At 67.4% G+C, this 15,492-nt stretch carries 12 protein-coding genes and 1 pseudogene; 2 read left to right on the top strand and 11 right to left on the bottom strand.

What is annotated here, in order from left to right; all coding sequences use genetic code 11:
- Positions 1–245: 245 nt before the first annotated feature.
- Positions 246–518, bottom strand: a complete 273-nt coding sequence (locus ACLB1G_RS27725) for an SDR family NAD(P)-dependent oxidoreductase (protein WP_491630503.1) — start codon at positions 516–518, stop codon at positions 246–248.
- Between the two features lie 189 nt (positions 519–707).
- On the opposite strand from ACLB1G_RS27725, the gene ACLB1G_RS27720 reads away from it, so the two are divergent.
- Both ACLB1G_RS27720 and ACLB1G_RS27715 read left to right on the top strand, forming a co-directional pair.
- Positions 708–1,607, top strand: a complete 900-nt coding sequence (locus ACLB1G_RS27720; RefSeq protein ID WP_491630506.1) for an AraC family transcriptional regulator — start codon at positions 708–710, stop codon at positions 1,605–1,607.
- 74 nt (positions 1,608–1,681) lie between these two features.
- On the top strand, positions 1,682–2,200 hold the full coding sequence (locus ACLB1G_RS27715; protein ID WP_491630502.1) for a porin family protein: 519 nt from the start codon (positions 1,682–1,684) through the stop codon (positions 2,198–2,200).
- On the opposite strand, the gene ACLB1G_RS27710 is transcribed toward ACLB1G_RS27715, so the two are convergent.
- From ACLB1G_RS27710 to atzF, 10 genes and pseudogenes are all read right to left on the bottom strand, one after another.
- Complete coding sequence (locus tag ACLB1G_RS27710; protein ID WP_491630501.1) at positions 2,197–6,072, bottom strand: sensor histidine kinase; 3,876 nt, start codon at positions 6,070–6,072, stop codon at positions 2,197–2,199. The two genes, ACLB1G_RS27715 and ACLB1G_RS27710, sit on opposite strands and share 4 nt — an antisense overlap.
- Before the next feature lie 78 nt (positions 6,073–6,150).
- Positions 6,151–6,828 (bottom strand): GntR family transcriptional regulator, encoded by a 678-nt coding sequence (locus ACLB1G_RS27705; RefSeq protein WP_491630500.1) that lies wholly within the window; start codon positions 6,826–6,828, stop codon positions 6,151–6,153.
- 37 nt (positions 6,829–6,865) lie between these two features.
- Complete coding sequence (gene hpxZ, locus ACLB1G_RS27700; protein ID WP_491630505.1) at positions 6,866–7,204, bottom strand: oxalurate catabolism protein HpxZ; 339 nt, start codon at positions 7,202–7,204, stop codon at positions 6,866–6,868.
- A gap of 84 nt (positions 7,205–7,288) precedes the next feature.
- Positions 7,289–7,948: pseudogene (locus ACLB1G_RS27695) on the bottom strand (cysteine hydrolase family protein); the annotation flags it as partial.
- Positions 7,945–9,504 carry an ABC transporter ATP-binding protein gene (locus ACLB1G_RS27690; protein ID WP_491630499.1) on the bottom strand — a complete coding sequence of 520 codons (1,560 nt, stop codon included), beginning with the start codon at positions 9,502–9,504 and terminating at the stop codon, positions 7,945–7,947. The gene ACLB1G_RS27690 and the pseudogene ACLB1G_RS27695, both read right to left, overlap by 4 nt.
- Positions 9,504–10,193, bottom strand: coding sequence for a biuret amidohydrolase (gene biuH, locus ACLB1G_RS27685; RefSeq protein WP_491630498.1), 690 nt, complete (start codon positions 10,191–10,193; stop codon positions 9,504–9,506). The genes ACLB1G_RS27690 and biuH overlap by 1 nt, the downstream gene beginning before the upstream one ends.
- A 37-nt stretch (positions 10,194–10,230) precedes the next feature.
- Entirely contained in the window at positions 10,231–11,154 is a 924-nt protein-coding gene (locus ACLB1G_RS27680) for an ABC transporter permease (protein ID WP_491630497.1), read from the bottom strand.
- Positions 11,151–12,263: an ABC transporter permease gene (locus ACLB1G_RS27675; protein WP_491630504.1), complete on the bottom strand. Its 1,113-nt coding sequence runs from the start codon at positions 12,261–12,263 to the stop codon at positions 11,151–11,153. Before ACLB1G_RS27675 ends, ACLB1G_RS27680 begins: the two co-directional genes overlap by 4 nt.
- A 22-nt stretch (positions 12,264–12,285) precedes the next feature.
- The gene (locus ACLB1G_RS27670; RefSeq protein ID WP_491630496.1) at positions 12,286–13,401 is read right to left on the bottom strand and encodes a BMP family ABC transporter substrate-binding protein; all 1,116 of its coding nucleotides are present in this window, start codon (positions 13,399–13,401) and stop codon (positions 12,286–12,288) included.
- Positions 13,402–13,447: 46 nt separating this feature from the next.
- A complete protein-coding gene (gene atzF, locus ACLB1G_RS27665; protein WP_491630495.1) occupies positions 13,448–15,247 on the bottom strand; it encodes an allophanate hydrolase in 1,800 nt (599 codons plus the stop codon).
- Between the last annotated feature and the right edge of the window lie 245 nt (positions 15,248–15,492).

Raw genomic sequence — 15,492 nt, 5'->3', positions numbered from 1 at the left:
TTTCGCGCCATCCGTAGACTGCGCGTGCACTTCATCAAACGTCCACACTTATCGACTGTAAATTGTTAAAGAACTTCTTGGTCCTGCGTCGCTGACGAAGCGTTGTGTTCGTTCAGCAGAGAAGCGAGAGTATGCAGCGTTTCTTTTATCTCGTCAACCCCTCGCTTACTTCGTAGTTCACTGCGTTGTTTCGCGAGGGACAGAACTATAACGTATATCTGCCAGCCGCGCAAGCGCATTCAATGTTACACATTAATCAACGCATCCACGCGCTTGTGCACATCCTCGCCAAAGGCCAGGAATTCGCGCATTTCGTCCGGCTGGTTGGCATCAAGGGCAAACCATTCGGCAGAGCCGCCGCTGCTGCGGATTTCCGTCACCAGCGCATGCACCTTGCTGGAGCGCGGCGCACCGAGCACCACGTGATGTCCTTCGCTGGCCAGCTGGCGTGCGGTGGCGGGTCCGCTCCCCTTGCTGGCGCCGGCAATCAGGATGACTTTGCGGGCTGTATTCGTCATGACGCGCTCCTTTCCTAGCTTTTAACCGAGCATGCATCTTACGGAAGCGTTGCCATGCTGCGAATGCACACTCCTATGGACTTCTTGCCTATTCCTATAGACCTGAAGTGCAGTAGTGGTAGCCGGAGCGGGAATCATGGATCATTCCTATTCCCTACCGCATACCTTGAAGGAAGCACAGTGGAACGCTTGATTGCATTGCACAAACAGCTGGCGCCATCTGAAGGCATCACCCTGACCGCCCTGGACGATGTGCGCCTGGCGCGCGCCAACCAGGTGGTCACCAAGACTCCCGCCCTGTACGATCCTTGCATCGCCATCGTCCTGCAAGGACGCAAGCGGGCCTACGTGGGCGACGAGGTGTACACCTTCGACCCCCTGCATTACCTGGTGGTTGCCGTTCCCATGCCTTTTGCCAGCACCACCGAGGCCAGCGAGGAGGAGCCCTACCTGGGCCTGATCATCAGCATAGACCGCACCACCCTGGCAGACCTGATGTTCGCCATCGACCAGACCCGCAGCGAAGTGGCGGCCGCTCCGCGCGGCATCATGACCACCGCCCTGGACGGACGCATGGCCGACGCCGTGCTGCGCCTGCTGGAAGCGCTGGCGGCGCCGCTGGAGGCGCGCGTACTCGGTCCAGCCATCGTGCGCGAGATCTGCTACCGTGCCCTGATGGGCGAGCAGGGCGCCGCCATGCGCGCCGCTCTCACCAGCCAGGGCCAGTTCGGCCGCATCGCCAAGGCATTGCGGCGCATCCATGCGGATTACGCGGCTGAGTTGGACGTGGGCGTGCTGGCAGCCGAAGCCAACATGAGCGTGCCCGCCTTCCATGTGCACTTCAAGTCGGTGACGCACTGCTCCCCTATCCAGTACCTGAAGTCGGCCCGCCTGCACCAGGCCCGCTTGCTGATGATACGCAGCGACATGACTGCCCAGGCCGCATCCGCCCTGGTCGGCTATGAAAGTCCGTCACAGTTCAGCCGCGAATTCAAGCGCTTCTTCGGCCGCAGCCCCGGCGAGGAAGCCAGCGCCATGAAGCGGCTTTTGACGCTGAAGCCGGCCGAGGCACCCGCCAGGTTGCTTTAAAGATAATTAGCGGCTACCATCGCGTGCAAAGCGTTACAAATAAACCAACTTCCTACTATTGAAAAAGGAATCGCATGCGACATCCCCTCCTCACCCTGGCCCTGTGCTGCGCCGCCGGCTCCGCGCTGGCGGCGGGCGACGAACCGGGCGCCTATGTCAGCGTCCACGCCGGGCGCGCCTCGGTCAGCTCCGACTACGCCGACAACAGCAACGACATCACCCTGGGCGCCGCCGCCGGCTACCAGTACAACCGCAACGTCGGCGTTGAAGTGTATACCCGCAGCCTGAGCGTGGACCCGTTCCGCGGCGTCCTGGCCAATGCAGGCTATTACCCGGACCAACATTACGGCATCGCCCTGGTGGCGACGGCGCCGCTGGACGAGCATTTCAGTTTCTACGGGCGGGCCGGCATCGGCAGCACCCGCATGAAAGGCACCCGTAGCACGCTGGAAGACAAGAACGAGGCCGACGGCTCGGCCGGCGTGGGCCTGGGCTACGCCTTCAACCGCAACTGGTCGGCGCAACTGGAAACGCTGTACCTCACCAAGAGCAAGGTGACGCTGGTCTCGGCCGGCGTTCGGCTGAGTTTTTAAGCCGTGCCGGCACGGGTTGCCATCAATGGCAGCTCCAGGGTAAACACGGTGCCGACACCGACCGTGCTCTCGACGCGTATCTGTCCGCCCAGCAGCGAGGTCACGATGTTGTAGGTGACGCTCAAGCCCAGCCCGCTCCCGCCCTGCCCCAGCTTGGTCGTAAAGAAGGGATCGAAGATGCGGTCCAGGTGTTCGCCCGCGATCCCGGCGCCATCGTCCTGGAACACGATGCGCACCCGGTCCTTGCCCAGCCGCGTCGCGTAGAGCCGCATCAGGCCGCCCTCGCGCCGCTCGAAGGCATGCAGCAGGGCGTTGTTGATGAAGTTGATGATAACCTGGCCATACGGCCCCGGGAAACTGTCCACCTCGATATCGCCCGGTATGTCCAGCTCCAGCCGGTGGCCGCTCTTGCGGATGCGGTTCATCATGGTGGCCGTGATTTCCTGGCTGGCCTGGCACAGGTTGAACAGGCGCCGGTGGGCGCTGGCCTGGTCCACCGCCACCTGCTTGAAACTGTTCACCAGCTCGGCCGCGTTGCGCAGGCTGCGCATCAGCAGGGCCGACGCTTCCCTGGCCGCGTCAATGAAGTTCTTCAGGTCGGATCGGCGCAGGCCCGCGCCTTCGCTTTTGGAGGCGATCTCCGCCGTCTTGTCCTCCAGCGTGCTGGCGATCACCAGGCTGTTACCGATCGGCGTGTTCAGCTCGTGCGCCACGCCGGCCACCAGGGCGCCCAGGGCGGCCAGCTTTTCGCGCGCCACCAGCTGCTGCTGGGCGTCCTGCAGCTTGCGGTAGGTGTCGGCGTTCTCGAACGCCACCGCGACATAGGATGCCAGCGTATGCAGCATGTCCAGGTGCACGCGCTGGTAGGCGTGAACCCGGTAGCTGTGCACGGTGATCACGCCGCGCACCTGGCCAGACACGGTGATCGGCACATAGATCAGCGAGGCCGGCGCGCGCGGCAGGGATCCATCCTCCAGGGTGCCCATGTGGTCAGCGTCCACCACCACCAGGTCCAGGTTGTCGATGTAGCGCCGGTACTCGCCGTGCAGGTCGTTGATGAACACATCGTGTCCATGGCGTATGCACCAGACGGCGAACTGGTTCGGTTCGCGCATGCTGCGCGTGTAATTGATGTAGCGCCGCCCGCGCTCCATGGCGAACGGATATTCGATGAGCTCCAGCTCGGGACGGTGGATGCCGATGCCGAACACGCTGGCGTCCATCAGCTCGTTGACCTGCGAGTACAGCGTGGCCATGATGGCCTCGCTGTCCAGGTTGGCCGTGATCTGGCGGCCGATTTCGGACAGCAGCGAGATATTGCGGTGAGCCTGCTCCAGGTGCTCCTTCTGGCGCTCCACCGATTCCTTCTGCTGCTGCAGCTCGCGGGTACGCATGCCGACCTGCTGCTCCAGCTCGCGCTTCTGCTGCACCAGCAGGCGGACGCGGATGCGGAACACCCCATACACGCTGGCCAGCGCCAGCGAGACGGCCAGGATGCGGAACCACCAGGTTTTCCAGAACGGCGGTGCGATCAAGATCTCCACCTCGGCCGGCTCGCCATTCCACACGCCATCCTTGTTGGCCGCGCGCACCCGGAACAGATAGCGGCCCGGATCGAGGTTGGTATAGGTCGCGTAGCGCTTGCCGGCGTCCGCCATCACCCAATGGTCGTCGAAGCCCACCAGCTGGTAGGCGTAGCGGTTGCGCTGCGGGTCGGCCTGGTGCGGAGCCGCGAATTCTATCGTGAACACGCTGTCCAGATAGGACAGGGTGAGGCTGCGCGCCGCGTACAGCGGCCCGGCCTTGAGCACGTCCGGACGGGCCGGGCCGCTGACGATGGACTGGTTGAGGATGGAGAAATCGGTCAGCATCACCATGGGCGGGTACGGATTGTCGCGGATGGCCCGTGGCTGGAACGCGGTCAGCCCGGAGGCCCCGCCGAAATACAGCCTGCCCTCCGGCCCGCGGTGGCCGGCGCCGATGAAATAGGAGCCGTCGATCAAACCATCGCGCGCGCTGTAGGCCCGAAAGATGCCGCTGGCCGGATCGAAGCGCAGCAGGCCGGAGGTGGTGCTGATCCACAGCATCCCGGCCTCGTCCTCCATGATGGCCCCTACCGGTTCCGGCACCCCGGCGCCGCGCGGATAGAAGCGGAAGCGCGGCTCGCCGTCGGCGTCCAGCACCGCGCCGCACAGGCCGCCGGCGGTGCCCAGCCACAGCCTGCCCTTGCTGTCCTCCAGCAGGGCGTGCACGCGGTCCTGGCACAGGCTGTCCGGCCGGGACGCATCGTGCCGGTAATGGCGGAAGGTGCCGGCGGCGCGGTCCATGCGGTCCAGCCCATGCTCCCCCGCCACCCAGAAATTGCGGCGGCTATCCTCCAGTACCGTATAGATGCGGCCATCCACCAGGCTGGCCGGATCGGCGCTGTCGTGCAGATAGCTGCGCACCAGCGCACCGGAAGCATCGATGCGGTGCAGCCCGCCGCGCGCGGCGGCCCAGATCTCGCCATTGCGGTCCACCACGATGCGCTGCACATAACGCAGCTGTGGATCATCGCCGGGGAGCGCCAGCGTGGTGTAGGCCCCGCTGTCCGGATCGCGCCATGCCAGTCCGTTCACGGCGCCTATCCACAGGCGGTTGCGGCGGTCGGTGGCCAGCGACACCAGCTCCCCATACGGCAGTCCGTCCGCCCCGGCGCGCCAGGTGCGCGCCGTGCCGCGCTCGGGATCGAGCAGGGTCAAGCCCTCATGCATGGCCAGCCAGACGCTGCGCCCGACCGCGCCGGTGATACCGCGCACCTTGCTGCCGCCAATGGCGGGCTGGGCTGTTGCACTGTCCGTGTAGCGCTCGAAGCCGCCACTGGCCAGGTCGACCCGCTCGGCGCCGCTGTACATGGTGCCGCTCCACAGGGTGCCGCTGCGGTCCTGGTACAGGGCCATGACGCGGTTGTCGGCCAGCGCGTGCCGGTCCTGCGGGTCGTGGCGGTAGGCGTGCCAGTGGCCGCTGGCGGCGTCGCGCCGGCGCAGGCCGTCTCTCCCGGTGGCGGCCCACAGCCCACCGTCGGCGTCATGCAGCAGCGCAGGTACGGCGTGGCCCGCCAGCGCCTCGCCATCCGGGCGGTCCAGGCCGGCGGCGCCGGCTGCCAGCGCCAGCACGCCGTCCCGGGTACCGGCCCACAGCACGCCATCGGGCGCCATCGACAGTGACAGCACGGCAGCATCGCCTACCCCGGCCTTCGCGTAATGGCGGAAGGCGCTGGCGCCTGGGGCCAGCAGCTCCACGCCGCTGGCGGTGCCCACCCATAGCGCGCCATGGCGGTCGCGCAGCAGCGTGTTGATGCGGTCGTCGCCTATGCTGCCCGGATCGGCCTCATCATGGCGCAGCGGCTGGAACCGGCCGGTGGCGGTATCGAAGTGATGCAGGCCGGCCGCGGTGGCCACCCACAGGCCGAGGCCGCCATCGCCGGTCACCGCCAGCACGGCGCGGCCTCCGGGCGGCAGGTAATGGACGAAGGACTCGGTAACGGGATCGTAGCGGTCCAGCCCGCCCTTGCCGCCCACCCACAAGCGGCCCTGGCCATCCTCGTACAAGGCCTGGACATAGTTGTCGAGCAGGCTGGCAGGACGCGACAAATCGTTCTTGAAGACCGCCATGCGGTAGCCGTCGTAGCGGCTCAAGCCGGCCTGGGTGCCGAACCACATGTAGCCGTGGCGGTCCTGCAGCATGCAGTTGACCGATTCCTGCGCCAGTCCCTCCTCCACGCCCAGGTGCTGGAAGCGCAGGCTGAGCGGGGCCGCCGCCGCGCCGTGGACGAGGCACAGGGCCGCCAGCAGCTGGCAGCAATATAGCAAATGGCGGACGCAAGCCAGCATGGGTAGCCTTTCAGATCCCGGCTATTCTCGCACAGTGTTACCCAGATACAAATATACTTTTTATTGGGAAATCAAACTTCAACGTGTTTGCTGGGCCTCGTGCAATTTATGCAGGGTGATTTTACGCACTTCCAGCTTGCTTTCCTGGATATGCGAGCGCAGCAGCATGGCCGCTTCGGTGGACTTGCGGCGCAACAGCAGCTTGAGCAGCTTGGCATGCTCCTGGTAGGTGGCATCCACCCGCTTGCCCTGGGTGAAGTCGAGCCGGCGGATGATACGGATTTTTTCGGTCAGGTCGACATGCACGCGGGTCATCTCGGCATTGCCGGCGGCGCGCACCAGGCCGGTATGGAATTGCTCGTCCAGTTCGGCCACGCGGCGGCCGTCGCTCTCGCGCCCGGACTCCGGCACCAGCCACACGGCCACCAGCGCCTGCAGCGCGGCCGTGGTGTCGTCCAGCTGGCAGATACGCTCCAGGGCGGCCGTCTCCAGCACGATGCGCAGGTCATACAGGTTGTCGAAATAGGCGAAGTCCAGGTTGCGCACCTGCCAGCCGCGCCGGAATTCCACTTCCAGGAAACCCTCGCGCTGCAGCCGGTACAAGGCATCGCGCAGCGGCGTGCGCGAAACCTCGTACAGTTCGGCCATGGCCGTCTCGGTGAAGCGGTCGCCGGGCAGCATGCGGAAATCGAAGATGTCACTCTTCAGCCTTGCATATACCTGCTCCGCGAGCGCATTGGCTGTCGGTCTCGCCATGTATCTCCTGTATAGCTCCTGTATAGCTCCTGTGGTCCTAGATGACGCTGACGTGGGCGGCCACCACCCGCCAGCCTTGCGGGAAACGGACCCAGGTCTGCATCTGGCGGCCGTTGGCGTCCGTGTCCGGCGCGCTGAATTCGGCCGCCGCCGTGGCGGCATGTTCGCCGAAGGTGGTGATCACCAGGCGGGCTATGCGGCGCTGCGGATGCACCGGGGCGCAGGCCATGCGGTACTGGCGGATGGTTTCCCCGCCGTACAGGTTCTCGGCCACCCCGTAGCGCACGGTCTGGGGATCATACCAGAAGAATTCGTCCAGCCTGGCCACGTCATGGCGCAGCAGGGCCGCCTCGTAGGCGTCGAAGGCGGCGCGCACCTCGGCCACCACGTGCGGCAGGTTGACGGCGCCGGCCAGCGGCGCCGGGGCGGCTTTGGGCTGCGCAGGGGCCTCCACTGGCGCCGCCTGCTCCAGCGCCGCCAGCGGCGCGGTCCAGCCGACGATGCCGCCCTGGGCGCGCAACATGGCCAGCGTGCTGTCCTTGAACTCGGGGAAGTAGCTGGCGGTGGCGTCCTCCACCAGCAGGCATTCGTAACCACGGTCGTTGGCTTCGCGCATGGAGGTCTGCACGCACACTTCGGTGGTGACGCCGGCAAACAGCAGGTGGGTGATGCCGCGCCGCCGCAGCCGGTCGTGCAGCCCGGTGCCGTAAAAGGCGCCCTTGCCCGGCTTGTCGATCACCAGTTCATCCGGCAGCGGCTGCAGCGCCGGCACGATGTCGTTGCCCGGTTCGCCGCGCACCAGGATGCGCCCCATCGGCCCCTGGTCGCCGATGCGCACGCTGGGATTGCCGCGCCCGCGCTTGGCCGGTGGGCAGTCCGACAAATCCGGCAGATGCGATTCGCGCGTGTGCACCACCAGCATGCCCTGGCGGCGGGCCAGCGCCAGCAGGCTGGCTACCGTGGGGATGATGTCGGCCAGCGGCGTGACGTCGTTGCCCAGCGCGGCGCCGAAGCCGCCCGGCTCGACGAAATCGCGCTGCATGTCGATCACCACCAGGGCCGTGCGTTCGGGATCATAGCTGTACTCATAGGGTAGTGCCTTGACGCTGCGGGTGCTCATGCTGCCGCCTCCAGTTGCGACCGGGCGTGGCCGGCCATGTGTTGTCCCAATGTGGCGCGGTCGGCGATGCCGGCCGGCGTTTCATATACGATGGCGCCGCCCTCCATCACCAGGATGCGGTCCGACAGTTCCAGCAGCTCGTCCAGGTCCTCGCTGATCAGCAGCACGGCGCCACCCTGCTCGCGCACCGCCACGATGCGGGCGTGGATGTCGGCCACGGCGGCGAAGTCCAGGCCGAACACGGGGTTGGCTGCAATTAGCACCGTGACCTGCTCGGCCAGTTCGCGCGCCAGCACGGCGCGCTGCACATTGCCGCCCGAGAGCGTGCCTATGGCGCGCTGCGGCAGCGGCGGCTTGACGTTGAAGGCCGCGATCAGCTCACGGGCGCGGGCCGCCATGGCGGCGCGGTCGATGCGCCAGCCCTGCCTGCGCAGCGGCGCATGGTCGAAATCGCGCAGGGCCATGTTCTCGGCCACGCTCAATCCCGCCACGCAGGCGTTGCGCAGCGGTTCCTCGGGCAGGCTGAAGACGCGCTGCCGCTGCATCTCGCGCCGGCTGGCGCCGTAAGGCTGGCCGTTGACCGCCACCGATCCGGCGGCAATGGTGCGCTGGCCCAGCAAGGCTTCCACCAGCTCCTTCTGGCCGTTACCGGAAATGCCGGCCAGGCCGACGATCTCGCCGCGCCTGACCTGCAGCGACAGCTGGCGCACGGCGCGGGTGCCGCGGTCGCTGTCCACCGCCAGCGCCTGCACCTCCAGGCCGACCGGCGCAGTCTGCGGCACCGGCTTGCGCGGCGCCGTTTCGGCCTGCGCGGCGCGGTTGCCGGTACCCGCTTCGCCCATCATCCAGGCCGCCAGCTCGCCGGGACTGGTCTCGGCGACGCGCGCGCCGCCTACCCGGCGGCCCTTGCGCAGCACCGTGACGTCGTCGGCGAATGCGCTCACTTCATGGAATTTGTGGGTGATCATCAACACCGTCAGCTCGCCGGCGCGGGCCAGGCCGTGCAGCATGCCCAGCACGTCCTGGGCCTCCTGCGGCGTCAGCACCGAGGTCGGCTCGTCCAGGATCAGGAAGCGCCGCTGCAGGTACAGCTGCTTGAGGATTTCTAGCTTCTGCTTTTCGCCGGCAGCCAGGCCGCTGACCAGGCGCGCCGGATCGAGGCCGAAGGGCATGCTGTCCATGAACGCGTGCAGCTGCGCGCGCTCCCTGGCCCAGTCCAGCTTCCACGGCAGTTGGCCGCGCGTGAGCAGCAGGTTTTCCGCCACCGTCATGCCGGGCGCCAGCGTGAAGTGCTGGTACACCATGCCTATGCCCAGCGCATGGGCGGCGCGCGGGCTGTGCAGCTCGCGCTCGCGGCCGTCCACCAGCACGCTGCCCTGGTCCAGGCGGCTGTAGCCGATCAAGCCCTTGACCAGGGTGCTCTTGCCGGCCCCGTTCTCGCCCAGCAGGGCGTGCACGCTGCCGGCCGCCACCCGCAGCGACACGTCGTCCAGCGCGCGGAAGGCGCCGAACGATTTGCCGGCGCCGACGACCTCCAGGCTGAGGGCGGCGCCCATCAGCGGCTCCAGGCGGCGATCAGCGCGGCGCTGTCGGCCACGGCGCCGAACACCCCGCCCTGCATCTTGATCATGTTGAGCGCGGCCAGGTGGTTCCCATGGTCGGTGGCCCCGCAGCAGTCGGACAGCAGCACGCACTCGAAGCCGCGGTCGTTGGCGTCGCGCATGGTGGTGTGCACGCACACGTCGGTGGTGATGCCGGTCAGGATGATGTTGCGGATGCCGCGCGTGTGCAGCACCAGTTCCAGGTCGGTGGCATAGAACGAGCCCTTGCCCGGCTTGTCAATCACCACCTCACCCGGCAGCGGCGCCAGTTCCTCGATAATCTCCCAGCCCGGCTCGCCGCGTACCAGGATGCGGCCGCAGGGACCGGGATCGCCGATGCCGGCGCCGATGCGCTGTGAGCGCCAGCGCTTGTTGGCCGGCAGGTCGGACAGGTCGGGGCGATGCCCCTCGCGGGTGTGGATGATGGTGGCGCCCAGGCCGCGCATCAGCGCCAGCACCGACTTGATCGGTTCTATCGGCGCGCGCGTCAGCGACAGGTCGTAGCCCATCTTGTCGACGTAGCCGCCCTTGCCGCAGAAATCGGTCTGCATGTCGATGATGATCAGGGCCGTATTGTCGGGCCGCAACTGGCCGTCGTAGGGCCAGGGATAGGGCGTGGAATCGAGGTGGATGGCGGTGCTCATGGTGGACTCCTCAGGTGTCGGACTCAGCGGGTCAGGCTCAACGGGTCAGGCTTAACTCTCCGGGCGCGCCCGCCAGGGTACGGCCGGGGCGGCAGGTGATGATCATGATGGCCAGCGTCAGCGCATACGGCGCGGCGCTGAACAGGTAGTAGCCGGCGCTGATGCCCAGCGACTGCAGGGCCGGTCCCAGCGCGCCGGCGGCGCCGAACAGCATGGCGGCCCACAGGCAGCGCAGCGGCTGCCAGCGCGCGAAGATCACCAACGCCACCGCCATCAGCCCCTGGCCGCTGGACAAGCCCTCGTTCCAGCTGCCCGGGTAGTACAGCGACAGGTTGGCGCCCCCCACCGCCGCCAGGAAACCACCGATGGCGGTGGCGGCGATGCGGATGGGCGCCAGCCGGTAGCCCAGCGCCCGCGCCGTCTCGGCATGATCGCCCACCAGCCGCAGCGCCAGGCCCCAGCGCGTGCTGGCCAGGCCCCACTGCAGCAGCACGGCCAGCGCGACGCCTGCCAGGAACAGGCCGTTGATCTGCAGCGCGCTGCGCAGCTGGGGGTTGTCGCTCCAGTCGCCCAGGGACAGCGAGGGCAGCATGGGCGCCTGCGGCTGGATATACGGTTTGCCGAGATAGAACGCCAGCCCGGTCCCGAACAGCATCAGCGCGATGCCGAAGGCGATGTCGTTCACGCGCGGCAGCGAGCACATGACTCCGTGGAAGGCGCCCAGCACCAGTCCTGACAGGCCGGCCCCCAGCACGCCCAGCCACGGCGATCCCGTCATCAGCGCCACCGCGTAGCCACACATGGCGCCCATCACCAGGATGCCCTCCAGGCCCAGGTTAACGCGCCCGCCCTTCTCGGTCAGGCACTCGCCCAGGCTGACGAACAGGAAGGGCGTGCCAACACGGATGGCGCCCGCCAGTAAGGCCAGCAGCAGTCCGGCCAGGTCGAAGTGTGCAATCATGGCTGGCTCCCGGCGCGGCGCTGTTCCAGCCAGGCCGTCCACGCGGCCAGGCGTCCGCCCAGGGCTTCCCAGGCCAGCAGGTTGATGAGCAGCAGGCCTTGCAGCACCTGCGTGGTGGCGTCCGGCACGTCCAGGCGGCGCTGCAGCAGGCCGCCGCTCGATTCGATCCCGCCGATCAGCAGCGCTGCGGCGACGATGGCCAGCGGATGCTGGCGCGCGGCGAAGGCCACCAGGATGCCGCCATAGCCATAGCCGGCCAGCAGGGAAGCATTGGCGCTGCCATGCACGGCGGCCACCTCCAGCATGCCGGCCAGTCCGGCCGCCGCGCCGCCGAAAAAGCAGGCGCCCAGCACCAGGCGCCGCACCGGCAGCCCGACCAGCTGCGCCGCGCGCACATTGCCGCCCACGATGGAGAGCGCAAACCCGGCCGCGCTGTGGCGCACCATGACCCATGCCGCCAGGCAGGCCAGCACGCCCCACAGCAGGCCCCAATGCACCTCCATGCCGGGCAGCGGGCCTATCATCAGGGCCTCCGGCAGCGGCAGGGTGGATGGCTTGTTCAAGCTGCCGGGATCGCGCAGCGGCCCTTCGACCAGGTGCTTGAACAGGGCGATGGCGATATACGACAGCAGCAGGCTGCCGATGGTTTCGTTGACGCCGCACGCCTGTCGTAGCCAGCCCGACAAGGCGATCCAGGCGCCGCCGGCCAGCACGCCGGCGCCGGCCATGGCAGTTAGCAGCGCCAGCGGCGGAGCATGCGGCAACAGCGGCGGCAGCACTGCCGCCGCCAGCCCGCCCAGCGCCAGCGCGCCCTCGCCGCCGATGATGACCAGTCCCGCCCGCGCCGGCAGCGCCACGCACAGCGCGGTCAGCATCAGCGGCGCGGCGCGCTGCAGGGTGTTCTGCCAGGCGAAGGCGGAACCGAAGGCGCCCTTGACGATCAGGCCCAGCGCCTCGCCGGCCGCCACGCCCTGTACTGCCAGGAACAGCGCGAACAGCAGCAGGGCGCCCAGCAGGGCCGCCGCCGTGGGCAGGGCCGGCAGCAGGCGCAGGGCCAGCGCGGCAGGCCAGGCCGGCAGCGGACTTGGCGCCGGTGGCTGCCCTATCATGTCGGGGCGCGCGTTCATGGCTTCAGACCTGTCCGACCACGCCGGCCACCAGGTAGTTCATGGCTTCCAGCTCGGGCGCGGTTTGCACCTGGGTGGTCCCGGCCGGGATCACCACCTTGCCCTTGTTGTCCTTGATCGGCCCCTTGAAGATGGCGAAGCTGCCCTTGACCATGTCGGCCTTGACGGCATCGGCCTTGGCCCTGGCGGCGGCGCTGACGCTGGCGCCATAGGGCGACATCCTGACGAAGCCCTCTTTCAAGCCGCCGCGCACGAAGTTGTTCATGGGCTTGCCCTCCTGCGCGGTCTTGATCAGCAGCGTGTAGGGCGTGGACCAGTCCCATTCGGCGCCGGTCAAATAGCCCTTGGGCGCGAGCTGCGCCTGGCTGCAGTGGTAGCCGCAGCTCATCTTGCCGCGCTTCTCGGCTGTTTCCACGATCACCTTGGGACCGTCGACATGGCAGGTCAGCACGTCGCAGCCCTGGTCCAGCAGGCTGTTGGCGGCTTCCGCCTCCTTGACCGGCTGCGACCAGTCGCCGGTGAAGATGACGTGGGTGGTGATGGAAGGATCGACCGATTGCGCGCCCAGCGTGAACGAGTTAATGTTGCGCAGCACCTGGGGTATCGGCTTGGCCGCGACGAAGCCCAGCTTCTTCGACTTGCTCATGTGGCCCGCCACCACGCCGTTCAGGTACTGGCATTCGTCGATGTAGCCGAAGAAGCTGCCCACGTTGGTCGGGTGCTTGCCGGCGGTCCACATGCCGCCGCAGTGGGCGAAGCGCACCTTGGGATACTTGGCCGCCATCTTGAGCACGTGCGGATCGAAGTAGCCGAAGGAGGTGGCGAAGATCAGGGTGGCGCCATCCTGTTCTATCATGGCTTCCATGGTCTTCTGCACCGCCACCGTTTCCGGCACCTTTTCCTCCTCGACGATTTTCACGCCGGAGATCTTCTTGACGGCGGCCACGGCCTGGGCCTGGGCCTGGTTATAGCCGAAGTCGCCGCGCGGGCCGACATAGATCACGCCCACCACCAGCTTGCCGTCCGCCGCCAGCGCCACTTCGGCCGGCAGCAGGCCCGCCGCGATCGCGGCGGCGGCGCCAGCCTGTTTGAGGAAGGTGCGGCGATTCGATGAGCTCATGACGATTTCCTTTTATAGTTGGTTGATGGTGGATGAATGACAAGGATTAACGGCTCAGGTAGGCGCGCCAGCCGCCGTATGCGGTGATGTCCTGGGCCTGCTCCAGCGCCCACGGTTCGCAGATGAAGCCATGCACCCAGCGGCCGTCGGCCAGCTCCAGCGAGCCTATGCCCAGCGGCGCCGGCACCTGGGCCACCAGTTCGCCGAAGCGGCGCAGCGGCAGCTCCCATACTTCGATGGCGATGGCGGCGCCGTCCTGCGCCACGCGCTGGAGGCCAGGCTTGGGCGGGCTGGTATCGGCCAGCGCATACAAGCGGTAGTTGGCGCTGGTGGTGGTGGCCGCCAGCTTGCGCGCGCCGCGCTCGGCCAGCTGCCAGTTGAGCGGCTGGCCCTCCAGGTGGGCGCCCACCACGGCCACCTGGATGGTGGGTTCGCTGGCTGGCAAGGGCTGGAAGGCGATGCTGTCGGCGTGCGGCTGGTCGCCGCAGGCGGCCTGCCACTGCTGGCCGAAGGCCGCCAGCAGCTGGTCGGCGCCGCCTGCGCCGATCACCGTGATCCCGGCCGGCAGGCCATCGGCGCGCCACGGTCCCGGCAGCGCCAGGGCGGCCATGCCGAAAAAGTTGACGAAGTTGGTGTAGTAGCCCAATTCGCTATTGCGCGCCACCGGCGCGGCGGCGACGGCATCCAGGGTGGGCATGGTGGGCGTGGTCGGCACCAGCAGGAAGTCGTAGTGCGCCAGCTGGGCCTCGGCCGCGCGCTTCAGGGCCGCCAGCCGGTACTGTCCATGGAAGGCGTCGACCGCGGAGAACCTGCTGGCCTGGCCTATGATGCTGTGCACGGTCGGATCCATGGCTACGGCCGGCTGCTCGAAAAAATCGCCCACCGCGGCGCGCCGCTCGGCCACCCAGGGGCCGTCGTACAGCAGGCTGGCGGCGTCGGCAAAGGGCTGGTAGCGGATGTTGCCGATCTTCACGCCGGGCATGGCGCGCAGCACTTCAAGGCTGGCGCGGAAGGCTTGCTCGGCCTGCGCATCGCCAAAGAATTCCAGCTGCTCGGGCACGGCAATGTGATAGCCGCGCCGCTTCACACCCAGCATGGTGACCTTGCGCGAATAGGGATCGAGGTCGTCGTAGCCGGCGGCGGCGCTGGTCACCAGCCAGGCATCCTGCACACTGGCGGCGAAAATGGACACGCAATCGAGGCTGCGGCAGGCCGGCACCACGCCGCTGGTGCTGATCAGCCCTGGTGTGGGCTTGAGGCCGACGATGTGGTTGAAGCCGGCCGGCACGCGACCCGATCCGGCGGTGTCGGTGCCGAGTGCGAAACTCACCAGCCCCAGCGCCACCGCCACCGCCGAGCCGGAACTGGACCCTCCCGACACATAGGCCGGATTGAGCGCATTGTGCACCGCACCGTAGGGCGAGCGTGTGCCGACCAGGCCGGTGGCGAACTGGTCGAGGTTGGTCTTGCCGATCAATAGCGCGCCGGCATCCTGCAGGCGCTTGACCACGTGGGCCGATTGTTGCGCCACGTAGGAGAAGCCGGGGCAGGCCGCCGTGGTGGCCATGCCCGCCACGTCGATATTGTCCTTCACGGCAAACGGCAGGCCGAATAGCGGATAGCGCGCCAGCACGCCCTCGCCCAGGCGCGCGAGTTCCTGCTCCAGGAACCCGGCCTGCTCGGCCAGCAGACCGGGTTCGGCAAAGCTGATCCACACTTCCGGCCGTTCGGCGGCAGCGATGCGGCTGTTCACGTCCGCCACGCAGGCGCTGGGGCTGTAGTCGCCGGACAGGTAGCGGCGCTGCAGGCTGGCACAACCAAGATCAGGGTACGCGGTAGTCATCATGTGTTCATTCTTGCATACAAGATGAAGCACATTAAGCAAACGTCATGCCATCGGGTCAACACAGGGAAGCTGTGGCCTGCCCGCGTCGCGAGGCACTGCCATGGTGCGGCGTGCGCACCAGGCGGTAGCGTGGGACGCGTTCCTTAAGTGCACGCACGCGCCGCGTTGAAATGCAAAAAGGCCCGCACAGATCACTGAGCGGGCCCCTTTGGGTATAACTAGCCTGACGATAACCTACTTTCACA

The sequence above is a fragment of the Duganella kummerowiae genome, assembly GCF_053572355.1.
This window is presented reverse-complemented; position numbering and strand designations above follow the sequence as displayed.